The sequence below is a fragment of the Roseixanthobacter finlandensis genome (assembly GCF_043195105.2).
Classification (GTDB): Bacteria; Pseudomonadota; Alphaproteobacteria; order Rhizobiales; family Xanthobacteraceae; genus NCEH01.
On sequence record NZ_CM195536.1, the window covers coordinates 34,455 to 53,889 of the forward strand.

Sequence of the window (19,435 nt, forward strand, 5' to 3'; positions counted from 1 at the left end):
GGGGCAGGGTGATGATGTACAACCCGCGCGATTGGTATTGGCTGGGTGCAGACGGCCGTCTCTATTCCTCGGCGGCGGGCAGCGTCGTCGCGATGGACACCGCCGCCTATCTGGCCTGGATCGCCGCTGGAAACGTCGCGACGCGCTGGCCGCGAGACGAGGCCGGCGCGCAGACGGATGCGGCCTTGCAGGATGTGTTGGCGCCCTACGGCCTCTCTCTATCCCCCACCGCAGCCTTGCTCGCCCACGCGGCACAGCGCCGGTGGGAAATCGAGACCGGCGGGATCGAGGTGGCGGGCCAGATGATCCGCACCGACGAGCAGTCCCAGGCCAAGATCGCCGGCGCCTGTGTGCTCCTGTCCAACGACGCTGAGATGGCCAGCATCGACTGGGAAGCCCAGCCCGGCACGTGGGTGAGCCTCGATCGCGCCACAATGATCGGCATCGGCGTCGCTGTCGGCCGGCATGTGCAGAGGTGTTTCTCGGCGCTGCGCCAGATCCAGGCGCGGATCAAAGCCGATCCGCCCAAGATCACCACCACCAGCGAGATCGACGCAGCGCTTGAGGTCCAAAATGGCTGAGGAAAATTGGCGCGGATATCAGGTCGGTGCGAGCGATCCGGCGATCCGGCGGTGCGGCACGCGGTGCTGCTGGCGCCGGGCATGGAGTGGCCCGCCGACGGCCGCATCGACCTCGGGATAGGCCCCAATGGCCCGGTGAGACCGCGCTGGCGCTGCCTCAGTTTCGAGACCGCCGGAACAGTGCTGATTGAGGATGAGGGCGGCGTGGTGATCCCGTACACGCGCGCGGCCGGGCAAATCCTGCCCCTGTCGGGCGTGGCATTGCGGCAGACCATAGCCACCGCAATCGGCGGTATTTCGGCGACCTCGGCCGGCCTCTTCCTGATCGGCCTGCGATGATCGGCGTTGGCGTCGCCATACCGAGCTTGATCACGGTCGCGCAGCTCGGCCTGGATCCATGGGCGGCGGACGCCCTCGGCCGGATGCAGGCGCCTCCGGATGATTTTGTTCGGCGGCTCGACGCTGGCGCGCGCATCTACCGGGCTGACGGAGTGCTCGACCGGCTGGACGCGCTGTGGGTCACTGGCTCCTACAGCCAGACCGCCGCTCGGCTGAACCTGGTGCCGTGGACCGGCACGGTGACGAACGCGCTGACGAACAGCGAGTTCGCTGGCGCGGCGCCCGGTGTCCTGCCCACGGGCCTGTCACTCGCCGGCTTCGCCGCAGGGAGCGGCAACAATTACGAAATCCAGGGCGTCGATAGCGTCAACGGCCAGCGGTTTATCAGGCTGCGCCTCTATGGCACATCGGTGGGCGTTGGGGCCGTTACGTTCAGCGTCCGGTCGGACACGAACGTTGATATCGGGCAGCGATGGACATCGAGCGCGAGCGTGGAGCTTGTCTCGGGCTCCTGGGTCGCGGGCCTCTCTGCCGTGACGCTGCGACTGAACTCGGATGGCGGCGGGAGCAACTTCATACCGGGGGCTCGGGCGCAATACACCAACACCCGCGTTGCGACCCTCGCCTCTACGGGCGGCAACCTTGTTCTGCGATACAGCACGCCGACAGCAACCACGACGCCCGTGACTTATGACGTGGTGCTGCGGATTGGCATGCCTCAACTGGTGCGCATGGACGTGCCGGGCAATTACATTCCCACCAGCGGGGCGGCGGCGTCTCAGGTGCAGACGCTGTACCGTTGGGATCTGTCGGAGATCAACAACCCGACATGGGCGGCGTGGGCGCCCGGCGCGCCCGGCGCGCCCGGCGGCTACGGGGGCAACGGGACCACCAGCTATCTGGATACGAACGCCGATCCGAGCTTCGATTTTTCCAAGGCGACCCTCAGTTCCGCAAGCTATGGCGCATGGACTGGACTGAATTTAACGTCCGGCTTTTCACTGGGCGACACAAACAACCGTGTTTCCATCAACCCGCGCACCTCCGGCGATCAGATCGTCGTACGCGTCAACTCCCCCTCCGGCCTCACGAGTGCGGCGGGCACTGTGCCCACTGCGGTCGGCCTGACTGTCGCCAACCGACCCTCCGAAAACCTGCGCGAAGGTTGGAAAAACGGGGTGCTCGTCGTGTCGGATACGCAAGCGCCGTCTTCGCTCCCTGTTGATCTGGCGTTGCTACGTGCTGGGGCGACATATTCGGCAAACCGAGTCTTGGCGGCGTTTGCCGGGGCGGCGCTCCTCTCGCCAGCGCAGCATCTTGCGGCTTACAGAGGGCTCGCGACCATGTTGGGGGTGGCGGTATGACCGCACAATATCTGATCCTGGATGCCGCCACCGCAGCGCTGGTGCGCGGCCCGACAGCCCCCGGATATGGGCTCGACCCGGTGCCTCTGCTGGACGGATCGGCCTGGATTCTCCCAGCGATCTGCGGGACTGCGCCTGAGCACGCGATGCACCGGGAGGTGCTCGCCGGGATGCCGGTGCGCGAGGTGGCGGATGCCGAGTGGCAGCGTGAGGAGTTGGGGTAGATCGACAACGAGGCCGGGGCGCACCGCGCCCCGGAACGCGGGACGGCCTAGGAAACCTTTGCCCGCGTGACCGAAAAGCGCCTTACCGGTCCCTCGCCGCAGCTGCGGCCGCAGCGTCGGGTACCTACAAGGCTGGATCTTAACAGGTGGAAAACGTACGATGCGGGAAATGCAGCGCGCTGTTGTTTCGGGCGGGCGCTGGTGCCATCCAAGGCCCGATAGAGATCAAGTGCCGCCGGTGTGGCACCGTCAATTTCCTGAGGCCCGTCGAGCCCACCTCCGAGCGCCAAGAGCGCCGCTCCGGAGACGCTACATGTCGACCATCCGCCGCGAAGTGATTGGCAACGCCACCCTCTATCTCGGCGACGCCCTTGAGGTGCTCGCGATGCTGGAGCCGGGCTCGGTCAGCGCCGTTCTGGCGGACCCGCCTTATTCGAGCGGCGGCGCCCACAAGGGAGACCGCTCCGCCGCCACCAGCAGCAAGTATCAATCCTCGCCGCATCGGGGGCTCTATCCGCAGTTCGCAGGCGATACCCGCGATCAGCGCGGTTTCTTGGCGTGGTCCACGATGTGGATGAGCCGCGCTCGGCTCGTGACGCAGCCCGGCGCCATCTCCTGCGTGTTCTCGGATTGGCGGCAGTTGCCCATCACTACGGACGCGGTGCAGGCGGGCGGCTGGGTGTGGCGCGGGATTGTGCCCTGGGACAAGACGGAGCGGGTTCGTCCCCAGCTCGGCCGCTACCGGGCACAAGCCGAGTATATCGTCTGGTCGACCAACGGAGCCCGGCCGCTTGTGGGACCGGTGGCACCAGGGGTGATCAGGGAGCCAATTCCGCCGGTCAAGCACCACATCGCGGGAAAGCCGGTTGGCTTGATGGAGCGGCTGATGTCGGTGATGGACGCGGGACCGATCCTCGATCCGTTCATGGGCTCAGGCACCGTGGGGCTCGCGTGTGCGGCTGCCGGCCGACCGTACATCGGGATTGAGGTGGAACCAGCCTATTTCGAGATCGCCTGTGAGCGGCTTGCGGCTCGATGATCCTGCCCTATGACAAGCAAAAATCGTCTGAGGCTCACTGCAAAAGGTGCCGGTCATCACTGCAAAAGATCGCGGCCGGCTACAGTCCGCGGCGCGGTGGGGCGGGCGCTGAGATCTGAAAAATAGGCGGGAGGCGAATGGTAGCAGCGGGCGGATTTGAACCGCCGACCTCCGGGTTATGAATCCGGCGCTCTCACCAACTGAGCTACACTGCCATGCGCATGCTGGCGCGGAAGCAACGCATATACGAGCGCCGCCGCGTTCGTGTCAATGAGGGTGTATTGGTATTCAACAGTCAAGCGCCCCGACGGCCTCTTTGAGTTTCACCGTAGAGGATTCGACGATCTTTTAGACCGATCGAGATAGTTTTTTCAAATAATCAAACGACATGCCGACTGTACTCCAATTTGTTCCCATGAATGATTCTTCAAGAATCTTATTGTGACTTCTTCCGTGAAATGCATACCTTAAATCAAAAGATCCAATCTTTGAAATCTTCGGATAGATATAATCGTATCTAAATCCCTGTTTAATGTAATAATTTGGATATTTTCCTGTACCGGATATTCCTATCCTTACATCGGCGCGATCTTCATCAAATTCATAAGTCAAAAAATTCGTTATGATTTGACGAATGTATTGATCTGGCCTTGCAAGTGTTTGTAGGACATCGTCAATTTTGCTATCTTTTCTCATCCCCACTCTCCGGCTAGCATTAGGTTTTCCGGAAATGGGGATGATTTTTTCGGTTTCAAGAAAGCGAGTGCGCCCACCCTCAGCCGCGCGCCTTTCGGATGCGCACCAGCTTGAAGAAGCCGACCGGGAAAACCGGCGAGATTTCCACCACTTCCATGTCGCCCTGGCGCGCCGCCCAGGCGCCGAGGCGGCCGGCCTTGAAGGCGATGCTCCAGCCCACTTTCTTCACCAGCGGGGCGAGGGCGGTTTCCACATGCATGGCGGCGCCCGCATCGGCGCCGAGCTTGGAGGCGATGATGATCTCGCCATTGGGCTTCAGCACGCGGCGCATCTCGTCGAGCGCGCCTTCCGGGTCCGGCACCAGGGTGATGACGAAGGGCACGGTGACGGCATCGAAGCGGGCATCGGGAAAGCCGAGCGCGCAGGCGTCCATGGCGGCCAGCAGCGATACCTGCTTGAGGCCGCGCGCCGTGGTCTTCTGCACCGCCTTGCGCAGCATGTCCGAGGACAAATCGATGCCGGTCACGCGGCAGGTGCGGGGATAATAGGGCAGGGTCAGGCCGGTGCCGACGCCGACTTCCAGAATGTCCGGGCCGCAGCTCGCGGCGGCGTTGGCGGCCTTGCGCTGGGCGTCCGCCAGCAGCTTCTCATAGACGGTGTCATAGATGGGCGCCCATTTCGCATAAGCGCGCTTCTGGCCTTCGAGATCGTACTGGACCGCCATGTCTGCCTCTGCCCCAGCCTGCATCCCGGCGATGGTCCCGCCGGGACGTCATGTCATGCGGCGTCTGGGCCGCGAAAATCTTGTTCGCTCAGGCGACCTGCGCCTGCATCGCGTCGCGCACCGCCGAGCGGGTGCGCAGGATGGTGCCGCCGCCCAGCAGGCGGGCGCCGCCGTCGGGAGCATCGTAGAGCACGCATGCCTGCCCCGGTGCAACGCCTTCTTCGCCCAGGTGCAGATGCACCAGCGGCAGGCCCTGCGCGTCGAGCCCCAGCCGGCCGGGCGCGGGCGCGCGGGTGGACCGCACTTTCACGAACACCTCGCGCTCCGCCGCGCAGGCCTGCGCAAACGGCTCGTCGCCAAGCCAGTTCACGTCGGATATGCGGATGGCATGGACCGTCAGCGCCTCGCGCGGGCCGACCTTCACCTCGCGCCGCGCGGCATCAATGCCGATCACATAGAGCGGCTCAGGGGTGGAGATGCCGAGGCCCTTGCGCTGGCCGATGGTGTAATGCATCACGCCGCGATGGCGGCCGAGCAGGCGCCCGTCCAAATGCACGATGTCGCCGGGATCGCCCGCCTCGGGCCGCAGGCGCTGCACGATTTCGGCATAATCGCCGCCGGGCACGAAGCAGATATCCTGGCTGTCCGGCTTGTCCGCGACCACGAGGCCGAGCTCGGTGGCGAGCGCGCGCACTTCGCTCTTCTTCAGATGCCCCAGCGGAAAGCGCAGCCGCGCCAGCTGAGCCTCACTGGTGGCGTAGAGGAAATAGCTCTGGTCGCGATTGTCCTCGGCGGCGCGATAGAGCGCGCGGCGCCCGTCCGGCAGGGCGCGGCTGGAGACATAATGGCCGGTGGCCAGAACCGAGGCGCCGAGATCCTCGGCGGTGGCGAGCAGGTCGCGGAACTTGACCGTGCGGTTGCAGTCCACGCACGGAATAGGGGTGACGCCAGAGGCGTAGCTGTCGGCGAAGCGCTCGATCACTTCCTCGCGAAAGCGGCTTTCATAATCGAGCACATAATGGGGAATGCCCAGCTTCTCGGCCACGGTGCGGGCGTCGTAAATGTCCTGCCCGGCGCAGCAGGCGCCCTTGCGCAAGGCGGCGGCGCCCTGGTCGTACAATTGCAGCGTCACGCCCACCACATCATAGCCGGCATGGGCCAGCAGCCCCGCCACGACGGAAGAATCGACGCCGCCCGACATGGCCACCACCACGCGGGTGGAGGCCGGGTCCGCGCCGATATCGCCGATCTGGTCGAGGAGGGTGGGAGGCAAGATCATGGGGCGGTGTCACCGGCAGAAGAACGGGCGCATGGCCAGAACCTGCGCGACCACGCCCCTTTAGTATAGGTCGCCGCCGCCAGTGTGCAATTGCGACGCAACACAACGTCCATGTGCGGCAAGCAGGGCAGGGCACGCACCGGCGCGTGACGCGCTCAACTGGGCCCCGCCGCGCCGGCGAGATGATGGAGCACGATGCCGCTGGTGGTGGCGACGTTCAAGCTGTCGAATCCCGCCGCCATGGGGATGGAGACGGTGCGCGTGCGGGCGAGCAGGTCCGCCGGCAGGCCGGGCCCCTCGGTGCCGAACAGCGCCGCGACGCGTGCGCCGCGGTCCAGCCGCGACAGGGGAATGGTCCCGGACGGGCTGAGCGAGACGATGTCGAAGCCGGCCTGCGCCAGCAGCGCCAGCATGTCTGCGCCGCCAGCGACGCGGGCATATGGCACGATGAGGCTTGCCCCCACCGAGACCCGGATCGCCTTGCGATAGAGCGGATCGCAGCTCGCCGCGTCCAGCAGCACGGCGCCGGCACCGAAGGCGGCGGCATTGCGGAAGATGCCGCCCATATTGTCGTGGTTGGAGATGCCCACCAGCCCCACCACCAGCGCGCGCGCTGGAAGGGACGCGAGCAAGGCGGCCGCTTCGGGCGGCGGCGGCGGTTCCACAAGCGCCAGGATGCCGCGATGGATGTGGAAGCCGACGATGGCGTCCATCACCGGCTGGGCCGCCACATGCACTGCGACAGGGTCCGGCAAAAGGGCGAGCACATCTTCCAGGCGCGCGGCGCTCGCGGCGGAGAGCAGCAACGCGCGGATGCAATGGTCGGTGCGCGGCACGAGCAGGCGCAGCACCACTTCGCCCTCGGCGATGAAGCGGTTCTTGCGGCCGATCAGGTCGCGCTCGCGCAAGGCGACGAAATCCGCGATGCGCTCATCCTGCGCATCGGTGATCGTGACGAGATCCGGCATGTCAGCGCGCGGGACGGGGCGGCGGCGGGCCGGCGGAGGCGCGCACCACGAGTTTGGGTTCCAGAACCACCCGTTCCACCGGGCGGGTGGGCGCCGCGATGCGCGCCAGCGCGAGGGCGGCGGCGGCGCGGCCATATTCGGGAATGCGGGTGTAGACGGTGGTCAGCGCCGGGTGCCAGAGCGCCGCTTCGCCGATGTCGTCATAGCCGACGATGGAGAAATCCGCCCCCACCTCCAGCCCCGCCGCCTGCACGCCCATGACCGCCCCGAAGGCGCACAGATCATTGAAGCAGACCGCGGCGGTCGGCGGGTTTTCCAGCGCCAGCAGGCGCGCGACGCCCTCGCGGCCATATTCGCGCAGGCCGGGGCCGGGCGCATGCAGCGCCGGTTCGAACGGCAATCCCGCCTTGGCGAGCCCGGCCTTGTAGCCCGCGAGCCGCTTGCGGCCGGTGGAGGTTCCCTCCAGCCCGCCGATCATGCCGATGCGGCGATGGCCGAGCGCCACCAGATGGGCAACGCCCAGGCTGACGCCGGTGGCATCGTCGGAGCCGGCGAAATCGAAGCCCGATCCTTCCACCTCGCGCGTCACCTGCACCACGGCGATGCCGCTGATGGCCAGCGCCCGCAGATCGGCGATGGTGGTGTCCAGGGCGGGCGAGATGATGAAGGCGTCGGGCCGGTATTCCGCCAGCGTGCCGAGTGTGCGGGCCTGGCGCACCACGTCTTCCTGGCTCACGCCCAACAGAATGGTCTTGCCGGCGCCGCTCAGCGCATCCTCAAGCGCCGCGAGCAGCTCGGTGAAGGAGGGATTGACGATATCGTGCAGGCCCACGCCGATGATGTTGGTGCGGGCGGTGCGCAGGGAGGCGGCGCCGCGATTGGCCACATAGCCGCGCTCGCGCGCCATGTCCTGCACCCGCTGGCGGGTGGCCTGCGCCACCACCGGGCTGTCGCGCAGCGCAAGCGAGATCGTGGCCGTGGACAGTCCCAGTTCCGAAGCCAGGCGTTGCAGCGTCACTCTGCCGAGGCTTACCGTCTCCGTATCGTCCATGATCCCTCCGTGCAGCCAAGTCTTAGACGCTTCGCTTGCTCACTTCATCCATGCTAAACGATTTAAGCCCCGCGACCAAAAGACAAAGTCACTCGGAGGGACTGGACATGGAAAAAGCGCGCATCGGCTTCATCGGCGTCGGCCTCATGGGCCACGGCATGGCGAAGAACCTGCTGGAAAAGGGTTTTCCCCTCACCGTCCTCGCCCATCGCAACCGTGCGCCGGTGGAGGATCTCCTGGCGCGCGGCGCCCGGGAGGCCGAAAGCGCGGCGCAGATGGCCGCCGCCTGCGACATTATCTTCCTTTGCGTCACCGGCGCGCCCCAGGTGGAAGCGGTGGTGCGCGGTCCCGGCGGCATTCTTGAAGGCGCCCGTCCGGGCCTGCATCTGGTGGATACGTCCACCTCCGAGCCGGCTTTGACCATCGCCCTGCATGCCGAGCTGAAGGAAAAGGGCATCGCCTTGTGCGATTCCCCGCTCGGCGGCACGCCCACCAATGCGGCCGAGGGCACGCTAATCGCCATCGTCGGCGCCGAGGATGCGGCCTTCGCCGTGGTCAAGCCGGCGCTGGAGGCGATCGCCGCGCGGATCAATCATGTGGGCGCGCCCGGTGCCGGCCACACCATGAAGCTGCTGAATAATTTCCTGTCGCTGGGCTATGGCGCGCTCTATGCGGAGGCGCTCGCGCTGGCCGCCAAGGTGGGCGTCTCGCCACAGACCTTCGACAGCGTGCTGCGTGGCTCGCGCATGGATTGCGGCTTCTACCAGACCTATTTCAAATATGTGCTGGAGCGCGACGAGAACGCCCACAAGTTCACTTTGTCCAATGCCCACAAGGACATGCGCTATGTGAACAATCTCGCCTCCGCGACCGGGGCGGCGAATTTCATCGGCGCCACCATCAAGAATGTCTATGCCGCCGCCGAGGGGCTCGGCCGGGGCGATTGGAACGTGCTGCAGATTTCCGACGTGGTGGCGGAGATGAACGGCGTCTCGCTGGGCGAGATCCCGCAGATGAAGGCGGCGGCGGAATAGGGCGTCCTATTCCACCTCGCTCTCCACCGGGCCGCCCTCCATTAGCCGGCGCAAGGTCAGCAGCGCCTCGCGCAGGACGGCGTGTGAGGGCGGCGACAAAGCGAGCCGGACCGCATTCGGGGCATGGCCGGGGGTAACGGCGAAGGCACTCGATGGCGTGATGGCGATGCCCTGCCGCGCCGCCGCTCCGGCGAACGCCTCCGCGCGCCACGGCTCCGGCAGTTCCAGCCAGGCATGGTACGCGCGGGGGTCGGCCTTGAGCATCGCCCCGTCGAACACGCTCCGCGCGATGGCTTGGCGCGCCTTCGCATCCGCGCGCTTCGCCGCCACGAGGCGGGCGACGACGCCCTCGTCCATGATATGCAGCCCCATGGCCAGCGGCAGGCCCATGACCGCCCATGTGCCGGATCGCACCGCCGCCACCAGCCGTTCGCTCCAGGCCGGTGGCCCGGCGATGAAGCCGAGGGTGAGCCCCGGCGCGACCCGCTTGGAGAGGCTGTCCACCAGCAGCACATGGTCCGGGGCGCGCGCGCTGAGGGGCGCGTCGTCGCACAGGAAACCGTAGATCACATCTTCCACCGCCATTAGGTTTTCGGCCTTGAGCAGATCGGCGATCTCGTCGCGCCGCGCCGCATCCATGGAAACGCCGAGCGGATTATGCAGGCTCGGCTGCACATAGATGCCCCGTAACGGCGCCGCGCGATGGGCCCGCAGGATGGCGTCGGGCTTCAATCCCTTGTCGTCCATGGCCAGCGGCACCAGGGTGATGCCGAGCCGCGCGGCGATCCATTTTACGGCCGGATAGGTCATGGCCTCGACGCCGATGCGCTCGCCGGGGGGGGCAAGGGCCGAGAAGGTGGCGGCGATGGCTTGTCGCCCGTTGGTGGTGAATGCGATGCCGGCCGGATCGGGGCGCCAGTTCGGGCCGGCGAGAAAATCCGCGGTGGCACTGCGCGCGGCCCGCGTGCCGGCGGCGCCGATGGGCCGGAAGGCGGCGGAGAGCGCGCCTTGCCGGGCAAACCCTGCAAGGATCTGTTCCAGCTCCGCATCCTGGGTTGGCAGGATGGGAAAATTGAGCTGCAGGTCGACCGGCGCATGCGAGGGCTCGCCCACGCTCGTCGTGCTCCCCTCGCCGATGGTGCGCACATAGCTGCCGCGCCCCACTTCGCCCGAAATCAGGCCCCGGCGCACCAGCTCGGCATAGACCCGGCTGGCGGTGGAGGGGGCGATGCCAACGGTATAGGCGAAGTCCCGCTGGGTTGGCAGCCGGCTGCCGGGGGCGAGGCGGCCGGAGGCGATATCGGCGGCGAGCATGTCGGCGAGGGCGCGAAAATCGGGCGAGGGCATTTATTGATCCGAGTGCAATATAATAATTGCACCGATACATCATCGGCGCAATGAATGCGAGCAATTCATGAGGATATTATCATGACGCTGCGCACTCGCCAGATTACACCGACCGAGAGCCGGGGACGGCCCTCGCTTCCGATCGCGCTTCCGCTCCGGGGGCCGACCACTCACGCCGCCGCGCGGGGCCGGCTGGCCCCGGGAGAAGTCCCCTGTGGGCCCCTTGCCGAGGGCTCGGGCGCGGCGATCGCACGGCGCTCCGGCGCACCGCAGGGGAGCCTTGCGGGCTTGGTGGGGCTGCTGCGCATATGGCTGCGGCGGGCGCGCGAGCGGCGCGAACTGGCGGATCTGGACGCGGACCAGATGCGCGATACCGGCATCAGCCGGGAGGCGGCGCGCCGCGAGGCGGAAAAGCCGTTCTGGCGGGCGTGAGCGGGGGCGCGCTCAGCGCTTCACGCCGTAGGCGCTCATGAACATGCGCACCGCGCGGCCGACCACCGCCTCGATCTGGTCGCGCTGGATGGTGGCGGCGGCGCCGAACAGCACTGGGGCGAGGATCGTATCCTTGGACAGCGAGAGGAACTGGCTCGCCGCCGCCTCGGTATCGTCGATGTCGAGAACCCCTTGCTCGACCTTGGCCTGAAGAAAGGCGGACAGGCGCCGGGTGCCGGAGTTCGGCCCCGCTTCCAGGAACCGCAACCCGATGGCGGGGAATTTCTCGGCGATGGCGATCACGCTCCGCACTGTGGCGACATGGCAGGGGCGCAGCATGGCTTCGATGAAGGAGATGCCAAGCTTGGTGAGCGCCGCTTCCACATCCGGCTCATTGGCATCGAGCACGAACAGGCGCTCGGCGGTCTCCGCGCATTCGCAGCTCACGAGGCTGGCGAACAGATCGACCTTGTCGTGGAAATACACATAGAGGGTGCCTTTGGAGACACCCGCCGCGCGCGCGATCTCGCCCATGCTGGCCGCGTCGAAGCCCTGGTCCAGAAACACCTGCCGCGCGCCGGCCAGGATCTGCCTGCGCTTTTCCGGGTCCTGGCCCGCCACTGCTTCCCTGGTTTCCACAACCGACAAAATTCGCTCCCTATGCTGGCGCCCGCGCGCCAATGCGCTGCCATTGCTGCATTACCCTTCGCCGAAAGGGCCGCCGCGTCAATTGTCTGCACGCCGACAATGGTTAAAAATTGACCGAACCGTTCGGTTCCACTTGCGCCCGTCGGAAAGCTCGGCTAAACAGAAGATGTCTTGACCGAACCGTTCGGTCACACCCGGAGCCGCAACCCGGTGGTGACTGGCGTTGAGGGAGGGGAGCACCGCCCCCGCTCTCCTCCCTCATTCTTCCTTCAGGCCCGTCCCCCTGTTTCGCGCCGTCCGGTTCGACAAGCCCGCCCTGGTGCAAGTCGCCCGTGCGTGGTCGCCCGCGCGCATTGTGCGTCGTGATGGCGTGTGCTCACTGCGGTGTCGCAAGTGCCCGCAGGTCGATCGGCGGCGCCACGCTCAGGCGATTGTGGCCCTCGCGCTTGGCCTCATAAAGCGCGCGGTCGGCCGCGTGCAGTAGCATTTCCATGTTGGCGGCCGAGCCGGCGCGCGTGGAGGCGATGCCGGCGGAGGCGGTGCACAGGCTCTCGCACCCTTCCACCATGCCGGACAGATGGGTGAAGGTGACCATGATGCGCCGCGCCGCGATGGCCGCCTGATGGCCGTCGGTTTCCGGCAGCAGCACCGCGAATTCCTCGCCACCGATCCGCCCGGCCATATCGCCGGCGCGCAATTGCGTGGTGGCTGCGCTGGCAAACGCCAGCAGCACCGCATCGCCCACCGGATGGCCATAGGTGTCATTGATGTATTTGAAGCGGTCGAGATCGAACACGATCACAGCGCTCGGCCGCGCGCGCCGCGCATCGCGCGCCAGGGCCGACACCGCATGGACGAACAAAGCGCGCCGGTTCGGCAGGCCGGTCAGGGCATCCGTGTCGGCCGTCTGCCGCAGATGCACCGCGATCTTCTCCTTGGTGAGGGTCACCAGGAGAAAGGCGAACAATTGCAGCATCAGCACGTTTTCAAGCGCAATCGGGATGAACCACGGATTGGCGAACATGAAGACCGGCCCCTGCGGCTGCGCGAGGGCCAGCGGAATGCGCAGCAGCAGGCCGATGCCGTGCACGATCAGCAGCGCGGCCAGCAGAATGCGGCTCGGCAGGCCCTTGGCCCGCAGGAATTCGAAGGCCGCGGCGGCGCAATAGCCCGCCAGCAGCACCGAGGCGAGGGTGATGCGGCCGGTCGTATTGGCGTAGAAATCGGGGAACTGGCAGGCCACCAGCCACATCACCGCCCCGGCCACCGCAACCAGGGGTTCCATTTGACGGCCGTTGAACGCGCGCGCCGCGGCGTAGATGAGGCCGCCCCCATAGATGACGAGCCCAGTTCCCAGCATCTGCGAGAACAGCGTCGGCAACGCCTCGCGCGCCGCGTTCAGCAAGATGCCGGTGGTGATGAACGCATAAGCGATACCGCCCCACAGCAGCAGGCGTTCGCTGCGCGCCTGCGACCACGCCCAGATCTGGAGACAGGCGCCGATCGCAGCCGTCAGCACCAGCAGGGCGAAAAGGGTATGCGGTTCGGACGGCATCTTTATCTTCGTTGCCTGAGGCAGAATGTCTGCGCGCGCTCATCGCGTATGGCCTTATAGCACTGCCCAGGGTTGGCGTCGCGCCGTTGCCGATCGGTGCACAAAACCGTGCGCGACCCTGGCGCGAGGCTTTGGAGCGAGGCTTTGGAGCGAGACTCTGGCGCCGACGTCGGCGGATCGGCTAATGTGCGTGTCCCTGCCGTCGCGTACGCCTCAGGCGTGCCCTTCCCGGACGCCTCGATGACCCCTCAGGCCCGCCCAGATACCCCCTTCTCCCGCCAGGCATGGACGGCGAACGCCCCGCTTTACGACGCCATCCGCGCCATGCCGTTCAATGCCGAGCTCGCGGCGGGAACGCTGGAGGAGGCCCGGTTCAAGCATTATATCGTGCAGGACGCGCATTATCTGATCGGCTTCGGCCGCGCCCTGGCGCTGGCGGCCGCCAAGGCGCCGAGCCCGGACCGGATCGTGCAGTTCGCCAAGGGGGCGGAGGTCGCGATCATCGTCGAGCGCGAATTGCACGGCTCGTTCTTCCGCGAGTTCGGCATCGGGCCGTCGGCGTTCGCGCACACGCCATTGTCTCCCGCCTGCCACCATTATGTGTCGTTCCTGCTGGCGACCGCCCATGGCGAACCCTATGAGGTGGTGCTCGGGGCGCTGCTGCCGTGCTTCTGGATCTATGCCGAGGTGGGACGCGACATTCTCGCCCGCGCAGCACCCGCAAATCCCTATCAGGCCTGGATCGACACCTATGCCGGCGAGGATTTCCACGACGCCGTGCGGGAGGTGATCGCCGCCACCGACGAAGCCGCCGAGCAGGCTTCCGCCGGCACCCGCGGGCGCATGCACGACGCATTCGCCCGCGCGACCCAGCTCGAGTGGATGTTCTGGGATTCCGCCTATCGCCTGGAGGCTTGGCCGGTGTAGGCCGACCTCCGCCGACGCGGTAGGCGAGGGGCGAAGGGGAAAGGCGAGGGGAAGGGCGATGGTGGCCGCGCGCAATTCACGCGCGGCATGGTCTTGCCGCCGTCGCCGGACATGGACACACTCCGCCGCAAATCACCCCGGAGCCGCGCCGCGAGCGGCTGCACGGGCCGCGCAGATGGAGCCCTCATGACCGCCCAACCCGCTTTCGTCCGCACCATCCTCACCCACGGTGCTGTCACCCGCACGTCTGCCGCCCGCACCGCAGGGGCCTGCGTCGTGGCGGCGGGCCTTCTGGCCGTCGTGGCGGTTCCGTTGGTGCCTGCGCACGCGGAAACCTGCCTGGAGCAGATCGTCGCCCTTCAGAAGCGCGTGGATGCGGTGCAGGGCAAGCCCGCGGCTCCTCGCCCCGAGCCGCAGAGCGTCGGCGCGCAGCTCGATCAGCAGCCGACCCCAGGTTCGGTCGCCGCCGCGAGCGGCAGCCTGCCGCAGCCGGTCGGTCCCGCCGCCGCGCTCAATGCCGCGGAGAATTTCCAGGCCGCCGGCAACGAAGCCGCCTGCCTGAAGGCGGTCGGCGAAGCCCGCGATATGCTGGAAGGCCGCTAGAGAACGATCCGCCCATATGGAACCACTTGGTGGTTCCATATGGGCGGTGAATCGCCCTCTAACTTGTTGAATAGAGGCGGATTCACTGCCCATATTGAAACGCCCAAGGCGATTCAATATGGGCAGATCCGGCTCTAGGCTCGGGCGCCGCCGCATGGCGCAACGCGTCCGGTGGCGCCGCGTGCGGGGCGATCGGGATGAACCTCTCTCCACAGGTCGGCGGTCTTGTCCGCCTTATCCATTTGGCTAAGCTGGCGCCATGATTGATCCCTTCCTCGCCGGACGCCTCACCTTCACGCCCGCCGCTCCCAGCAAGCCGCCGCTTCCCCCCGGCCGCAATGCATTGGGAATCGCGCCGGAACGTGACGCCGTCCTGTTCGTGCCCGCCGGGCTGGATCCGGCCCGGCCGGTGCCTTTGGTGGTGCTGTTTCACGGCGGCGGTGGCAGCGCGGAGAAGATCCTTCCGGTGCTGGAAGCCCAGGCGCAGATGCATTCCTTCCTGCTGCTGGCGCCGCAATCGCAGTTTCCCACCTGGGATATCGTGATCGCCGGAAACGGCCCGGACCGCGAGCGGCTGGACCGGGCGCTGGCCGAGGTGGCGGCGCATTTCACCGTGGACCGGAGCCATCTGGCATTCGCCGGCTTCTCCGACGGGGGCAGCTATGCCCTGTCGCTGGGCCTGACCAATGGCGACATCGTCAGCCATATCATCGCGTTCTCGGCCGGTTTCATGTCGGTGCATGTGCAGGAGGGCGCGCCGCGGGTGTTCATCGCGCACGGCCTCCAGGACGAGCAATTACCCATCGCCACCGCCGGGCGCGCCAATGCCGCCAAGCTCCAGGCGGCCGGCTATGACGTGCAATATGTGGAGTTCAACGGCACCCATTCGGTGCAGCCGCCGATCGTGTTCCTGGCCATGAATTTCTTCCTCGGCGCCGGCGTCGCGGGGTAAGCCGGCCGGGGAGGCGCTTCGTCCTCAGGGCTTCACGTTCAGGAACTTGATCCGCGCCACCGCCGTGATCAGCTTCGCCATCAGGCGCGGGGCGAAGCGCTGGTAGCGGCGCGCCTCGCCGGTGATTTCGTCCGCCACGCTCTGGTTGAAGCGATCATTCATCACGACGCCGCTGACCGGCGCATTGGCGGTGCGCAAGGCGGCGGCGGCGCGGGACAGCGCGATGCGCGAATCGCGCCCCGGCATGCACAGCACCACGACGCTGTCGCACGCGGCGGCGATGCTCGTCACCGGCACGGCGACGCGTTCGCGCGGTTCCACGGCGGCGAGATCGAGCACGATGGCGTCGTAGGATTCCAGCAATTGATCGAGCATGGCGCGGATGACCGCGGCGCTGCGGAAGGCGAAGCTGGCTTCCGGCAGGGGCGCGGCGATCAGCGTATCGAAGCCGCGCGGGTCGGTATCGACGAAGGCGAGCAGATCGGGATCGGCGGGGGTCCAGGCGGTGGCCTGCGCCGGCACGGCGGCGGTGGGGTCCGCAAGGCCGATCAGCAAGGTGCGATTCTGGCGCTGGGACCGCACCGCCAGCGCGCCCGCAAGCACCGACACCCCGCTGCCGCTGTGGACGCTGGTAATCCCGACCGCGCGGGCGCCCTGCCCGAACGTGGACAGATAGATGGATTCGACCTCGCGCAGGCTGCGTCCCCTCACCTTACCCTCCCATCGCGAGAATGAGCGAGATCACCGGCAGGATGTTGCGCATGGCGTCGACGAAGATCTTCCATTCGCTCTGGGCGGAACTGGGCACATAGACGGTGTCTCCCGGCCCCACCACCGGCAGCACCGAAATATCGCCCGTGCGGGCGAATTCCACGAGGTCGAACACCCGCGCCTGCTCGCGGCAGCAGCCGAGATTCACCACCACGATGCGCTGCTGATAGGCGTCCGCCGTAGGTCCGCCGGCCTCGGCGAGCAGGTCCAGCAGCGTCATGTTGGCGGCGAAGCGATAGCGTCCCGGCTTGCCCACGGCGCCCAGCACCCGAACCGTGCTTTCGGCGGGATCGTCGAACCATTCCTTATTGGTGCGGTCGGGCACGAAGATCACGTCGCCGGTGCGCACCCGGGGCAGCAGCTTTTCGTCCCCGGTGGCGAAATATTGCGCAAGATTGACCTTGGTGACCTTCGAGCCCGGCTGGTTGCGGTGCGACACCCGCACGTTGCGCAGGTCGGCATTGGAGGTGGGGCCGTTGGCGGCGGTGAGAATGTCCATGAAGGTCATGCTCTTGTTGAACGCATAGCGTCCGGGCGCGCCCACCTGGCCCATCACATAGATCGCGTCCCCCTTGGCCAGCTGGACCCAATTCGCCTTATTGTCCACCGGCGAATCCGGCAGCGACGGCACGCGGATCACGTCGCCGGCCTCGATCTTCGGCAGGTCCGACAGCTTCCCGCCGGTGGTGATGAAGGCGCCGAGGTCGAAGCTGATCGCCTTTCCGCCCTGGCGTGCCTTCAGGATCTGCAAATGGGCGATGTCGCCATTCTGGCTCGGCCCGCCGGCTTCGCCCAGCAGATCCAGCAAGGTCATCTCGTCGGACCATTCGTAGCGGCCGGTCCGCTGCACGGCGCCCATCACCTCAACCGCGCGATTGGGCGGGAGCTTCAGCCAGGACGGGCGGTCCGAGGCCTCGATCTTCTCCGGCACGAACACCGCGTCGCCCGGCAGGATTTCCGGCAAGGGCTTCTTGTCGCCCTCGGTATAGGCGAACAGGTTGAATTGCTGGACGCTGCCGTCGGCCTTCAGGATCTTGACCCGCGTCGTGTCGGCGAAGCGGGTCGGGCCACCGGCATTGGCGAGGATCTCCACCAGCCGCGCGTCGGGCGGGGCTTCGAGCGAACCGGGCCGGGCCACCTCGCCGATCACATAGACGGTGCGCACCGAACGGCGGATCTCGTCTTCCTGCTTCGGAATGAAGATGGTGGCGCCGGGCTTCAGCGGCGGCATCAGCTTCGCGTCGCCGGTGTCGAGATATTTGCGCAGGTTGAAGATCTTGGGTTCGCCGCCGTCGATCACCCGCACCTGGTCGATGGAGGAGAAGCGGGTGACGCCTCCGGCGCGCATGATCATGTCCACCACGCTGAGCCCCTCTTTATAGGCGAAGGAACCGGCGCGGCTGACCTCGCCGAATACCTTCACGGCGGTGGGAGATTCGGCGGCGTCGCCCTGCTCGGTGAGGGTGCGGCTGTCGAAATTGATCTGCACGTTGCCGGTGGCGGGCGAGGCCGGCACGAAGATGATGTCGAGCGGCTGCAATTGCGGCAGCAGGCTCGTGTCACCGGTGTCGAGATAGCGCTTGTAATTGAACACGCTGGTGCGGGTGCCCCGGCGCACCTGGAGCCGGTCGAGCTGGGCGCCCTGGAGCAGCCCGCCGGCCGCGCCGATGGCCTGCTGCACGTTGGAATCCCCCGGCAAGTCCACTTCCCCGGGCTTGTCCACATAGCCGAGGACCGTGATGTAGAGCCGCCGGTCCTTGAGCGTCACGTTAAGGCGGTCGAGGTCGCGATAGGCTCGCGCAAGGGCATTGCGGATCAGGGTGGAGGCTTCCGCCAGCGTGCGGCCCGCGACATCCACGGCGCCCACTTCCGGCAGCGCCACGCGGCCGCGCCGATCCACGTTCAGATCCGTGTTGAGCGCGGGTTCGCCGGGCAGGGCGATGGCGAGCACGTCGCCGATCCGCAGCCGGACCTCCTCGCCCGCGCCGGCGGACTGGGCGCGCGCCGGCCCGCACAGGCCCAGCGCGAGCGCGATCAGCGCGGCGCAGAACCAGGCGAGGGCCAGGGCACCAGAACCGGCGAGGGGCGCACAGGGGCGTCGCATGTCACGGCGCCCGCTCGCCTTTTGGCCGCGCGAGAGCGTGCTCGATCTGGTCGAGCTTGCGCTTCAGGCGGGCCATCTGGATTTCCGCATCCTCCGGCAGGCCGCCTTCCGAGAGCCGGCGCAGCGTGATGAGCATCATTTCCGCGTCGGCATAGTCCGCCGCCGCATACGTGCGCGCGTTGCGCTCGGTCAGCACCATCAGCCGTCGTTGCAACGCGTCGATCCGCGGATCCTCGGACGGGCGACGTTCCGCCATGCCCCCGCCGCCCTTGGGGGGCCAGGGCACATGGCTGACCGTGTCGCAGGCCGACGTGAGCAGGCCAGCGACCATCACGAGCACGATTGGATCGTGCGCAAGCCTCATGAGGGGCAGCTCTCTTCCGTCAGATCTGCGAGCCGCAGGTGGTTGATGAGGCGCCTCGGCTGGCCGTTGGCGCCTCGCAGGCGCAGCGTGCGGCCGGCGATGCGCAGGCGCTTGTAGAGATAGACGATGCCGCCGATCCCCGAGGAATCGATGAAATCCACCGCGCTCAGATCCAGCGTGACGTCATCCGTCGCGGTTCCGAGCTCCTCGAATACAGGCTTGAGCTTAGCCATGGACGCGGCGTCCATGTCCTCGACGATCTGAACCAACTTTGACATTGAGTGCCCACCCGGTTGGTCTTCCACGGTGCCGCGAACGCTCGTTTCGCCGTGCCGATGGGCGCTAGCGCACACCGTCCCCTGCCGTACGAATCGAGCATGTTGTGTCGCAGCATCGGTCCCTCGCAACAAGGAACAATTTACCTTAATGAGTG

At 66.9% G+C, this 19,435-nt stretch carries 23 protein-coding genes and 1 tRNA gene; 11 read left to right on the forward strand and 13 right to left on the reverse strand.

Annotation, left to right across the window (positions count from 1 at the left end; translation table 11 throughout):
* Positions 1-11 precede the first annotated feature (11 nt).
* The 6 genes from V5G24_RS00255 to V5G24_RS00280 all read left to right on the forward strand — a co-directional run bounded on the left by V5G24_RS00255 (position 12) and on the right by V5G24_RS00280 (position 3,547).
* Positions 12-581, forward strand: coding sequence for a DUF4376 domain-containing protein (locus V5G24_RS00255; RefSeq protein WP_394078425.1), 570 nt, complete (start codon positions 12-14; stop codon positions 579-581).
* Between the two features lie 81 nt (positions 582-662).
* Positions 663-920 carry a hypothetical protein gene (locus V5G24_RS00260; RefSeq protein WP_394078427.1) on the forward strand — a complete coding sequence of 86 codons (258 nt, stop codon included), beginning with the start codon at positions 663-665 and terminating at the stop codon, positions 918-920.
* Positions 917-2,284, forward strand: coding sequence for a hypothetical protein (locus V5G24_RS00265; protein WP_394078429.1), 1,368 nt, complete (start codon positions 917-919; stop codon positions 2,282-2,284). Before V5G24_RS00260 ends, V5G24_RS00265 begins: the two co-directional genes overlap by 4 nt.
* Positions 2,281-2,508: a hypothetical protein gene (locus V5G24_RS00270; RefSeq protein ID WP_394078430.1), complete on the forward strand. Its 228-nt coding sequence runs from the start codon at positions 2,281-2,283 to the stop codon at positions 2,506-2,508. The genes V5G24_RS00265 and V5G24_RS00270 overlap by 4 nt, the downstream gene beginning before the upstream one ends.
* A 146-nt stretch (positions 2,509-2,654) precedes the next feature.
* Positions 2,655-2,846, forward strand: coding sequence for a Com family DNA-binding transcriptional regulator (locus V5G24_RS00275; RefSeq protein WP_394078432.1), 192 nt, complete (start codon positions 2,655-2,657; stop codon positions 2,844-2,846).
* Entirely contained in the window at positions 2,822-3,547 is a 726-nt protein-coding gene (locus V5G24_RS00280; protein ID WP_394078434.1) for a DNA-methyltransferase, read from the forward strand. Before V5G24_RS00275 ends, V5G24_RS00280 begins: the two co-directional genes overlap by 25 nt.
* Positions 3,548-3,685: 138 nt before the next feature.
* Here the strand turns inward: V5G24_RS00280 and V5G24_RS00285 are convergent.
* The 6 genes from V5G24_RS00285 to V5G24_RS00310 form a co-directional block, all read right to left on the reverse strand.
* Positions 3,686-3,762: transfer RNA gene (locus V5G24_RS00285), tRNA-Met, on the reverse strand.
* A gap of 133 nt (positions 3,763-3,895) precedes the next feature.
* Positions 3,896-4,243, reverse strand: a complete 348-nt coding sequence (locus V5G24_RS00290; RefSeq protein ID WP_394078436.1) for a hypothetical protein — start codon at positions 4,241-4,243, stop codon at positions 3,896-3,898.
* A gap of 79 nt (positions 4,244-4,322) precedes the next feature.
* Positions 4,323-4,967, reverse strand: a complete 645-nt coding sequence (locus V5G24_RS00295) for a class I SAM-dependent methyltransferase (RefSeq protein ID WP_394078438.1) — start codon at positions 4,965-4,967, stop codon at positions 4,323-4,325.
* An 88-nt stretch (positions 4,968-5,055) separates the two neighbouring features.
* Positions 5,056-6,246: a tRNA 2-thiouridine(34) synthase MnmA gene (gene mnmA, locus V5G24_RS00300; protein WP_394078440.1), complete on the reverse strand. Its 1,191-nt coding sequence runs from the start codon at positions 6,244-6,246 to the stop codon at positions 5,056-5,058.
* A 155-nt stretch (positions 6,247-6,401) separates the two neighbouring features.
* Positions 6,402-7,214: a TrmH family RNA methyltransferase gene (locus V5G24_RS00305; protein WP_394078442.1), complete on the reverse strand. Its 813-nt coding sequence runs from the start codon at positions 7,212-7,214 to the stop codon at positions 6,402-6,404.
* A 1-nt stretch (position 7,215) separates the two neighbouring features.
* Positions 7,216-8,265: a LacI family DNA-binding transcriptional regulator gene (locus V5G24_RS00310; RefSeq protein WP_394078444.1), complete on the reverse strand. Its 1,050-nt coding sequence runs from the start codon at positions 8,263-8,265 to the stop codon at positions 7,216-7,218.
* Positions 8,266-8,372: 107 nt separating this feature from the next.
* Between V5G24_RS00310 and V5G24_RS00315 the strand changes: the two genes are divergently transcribed.
* Complete coding sequence (locus V5G24_RS00315; RefSeq protein WP_509292274.1) at positions 8,373-9,299, forward strand: NAD(P)-binding domain-containing protein; 927 nt, start codon at positions 8,373-8,375, stop codon at positions 9,297-9,299.
* A gap of 6 nt (positions 9,300-9,305) precedes the next feature.
* On the opposite strand, the gene V5G24_RS00320 is transcribed toward V5G24_RS00315, so the two are convergent.
* The gene (locus V5G24_RS00320; RefSeq protein ID WP_394078448.1) at positions 9,306-10,646 is read right to left on the reverse strand and encodes an aminotransferase-like domain-containing protein; all 1,341 of its coding nucleotides are present in this window, start codon (positions 10,644-10,646) and stop codon (positions 9,306-9,308) included.
* A gap of 81 nt (positions 10,647-10,727) precedes the next feature.
* Here V5G24_RS00320 and V5G24_RS00325 point away from each other — a divergent pair, with 81 nt between their 5' ends.
* Positions 10,728-11,078 (forward strand): DUF1127 domain-containing protein, encoded by a 351-nt coding sequence (locus tag V5G24_RS00325; RefSeq protein WP_394078450.1) that lies wholly within the window; start codon positions 10,728-10,730, stop codon positions 11,076-11,078.
* A gap of 12 nt (positions 11,079-11,090) precedes the next feature.
* Here V5G24_RS00325 and V5G24_RS00330 read toward each other — a convergent pair whose 3' ends face one another.
* Both V5G24_RS00330 and V5G24_RS00335 read right to left on the reverse strand, forming a co-directional pair.
* Positions 11,091-11,717, reverse strand: coding sequence for a TetR/AcrR family transcriptional regulator (locus V5G24_RS00330; protein ID WP_394080287.1), 627 nt, complete (start codon positions 11,715-11,717; stop codon positions 11,091-11,093).
* 385 nt (positions 11,718-12,102) lie between these two features.
* Positions 12,103-13,281 (reverse strand): GGDEF domain-containing protein, encoded by a 1,179-nt coding sequence (locus tag V5G24_RS00335; RefSeq protein WP_394078452.1) that lies wholly within the window; start codon positions 13,279-13,281, stop codon positions 12,103-12,105.
* Positions 13,282-13,521: 240 nt separating this feature from the next.
* Between V5G24_RS00335 and V5G24_RS00340 the strand changes: the two genes are divergently transcribed.
* The 3 genes from V5G24_RS00340 to V5G24_RS00350 all read left to right on the forward strand — a co-directional run bounded on the left by V5G24_RS00340 (position 13,522) and on the right by V5G24_RS00350 (position 15,763).
* Complete coding sequence (locus V5G24_RS00340) at positions 13,522-14,208, forward strand: TenA family protein (protein WP_394078454.1); 687 nt, start codon at positions 13,522-13,524, stop codon at positions 14,206-14,208.
* A 186-nt stretch (positions 14,209-14,394) separates the two neighbouring features.
* A complete protein-coding gene (locus V5G24_RS00345) occupies positions 14,395-14,811 on the forward strand; it encodes a hypothetical protein (protein WP_394078456.1) in 417 nt (138 codons plus the stop codon).
* Positions 14,812-15,070: 259 nt separating this feature from the next.
* The gene (locus V5G24_RS00350) at positions 15,071-15,763 is read left to right on the forward strand and encodes an alpha/beta hydrolase (RefSeq protein WP_394078458.1); all 693 of its coding nucleotides are present in this window, start codon (positions 15,071-15,073) and stop codon (positions 15,761-15,763) included.
* Positions 15,764-15,787: 24 nt separating this feature from the next.
* Here V5G24_RS00350 and V5G24_RS00355 read toward each other — a convergent pair whose 3' ends face one another.
* Genes V5G24_RS00355 through V5G24_RS00370 form a run of 4 tightly spaced genes read right to left on the reverse strand, consistent with a single transcriptional unit; the run spans position 15,788 to position 19,280 of the window.
* A complete protein-coding gene (locus tag V5G24_RS00355) occupies positions 15,788-16,474 on the reverse strand; it encodes a P-loop NTPase family protein (protein ID WP_394078460.1) in 687 nt (228 codons plus the stop codon).
* Between the two features lies 1 nt (position 16,475).
* On the reverse strand, positions 16,476-18,638 hold the full coding sequence (locus V5G24_RS00360; RefSeq protein WP_394078462.1) for an SLBB domain-containing protein: 2,163 nt from the start codon (positions 18,636-18,638) through the stop codon (positions 16,476-16,478).
* Position 18,639: 1 nt separating this feature from the next.
* Positions 18,640-19,002, reverse strand: coding sequence for a hypothetical protein (locus tag V5G24_RS00365; protein WP_394078464.1), 363 nt, complete (start codon positions 19,000-19,002; stop codon positions 18,640-18,642).
* Positions 18,999-19,280 (reverse strand): STAS domain-containing protein, encoded by a 282-nt coding sequence (locus V5G24_RS00370; RefSeq protein WP_394078466.1) that lies wholly within the window; start codon positions 19,278-19,280, stop codon positions 18,999-19,001. The genes V5G24_RS00365 and V5G24_RS00370 overlap by 4 nt, the downstream gene beginning before the upstream one ends.
* Between the last annotated feature and the right edge of the window lie 155 nt (positions 19,281-19,435).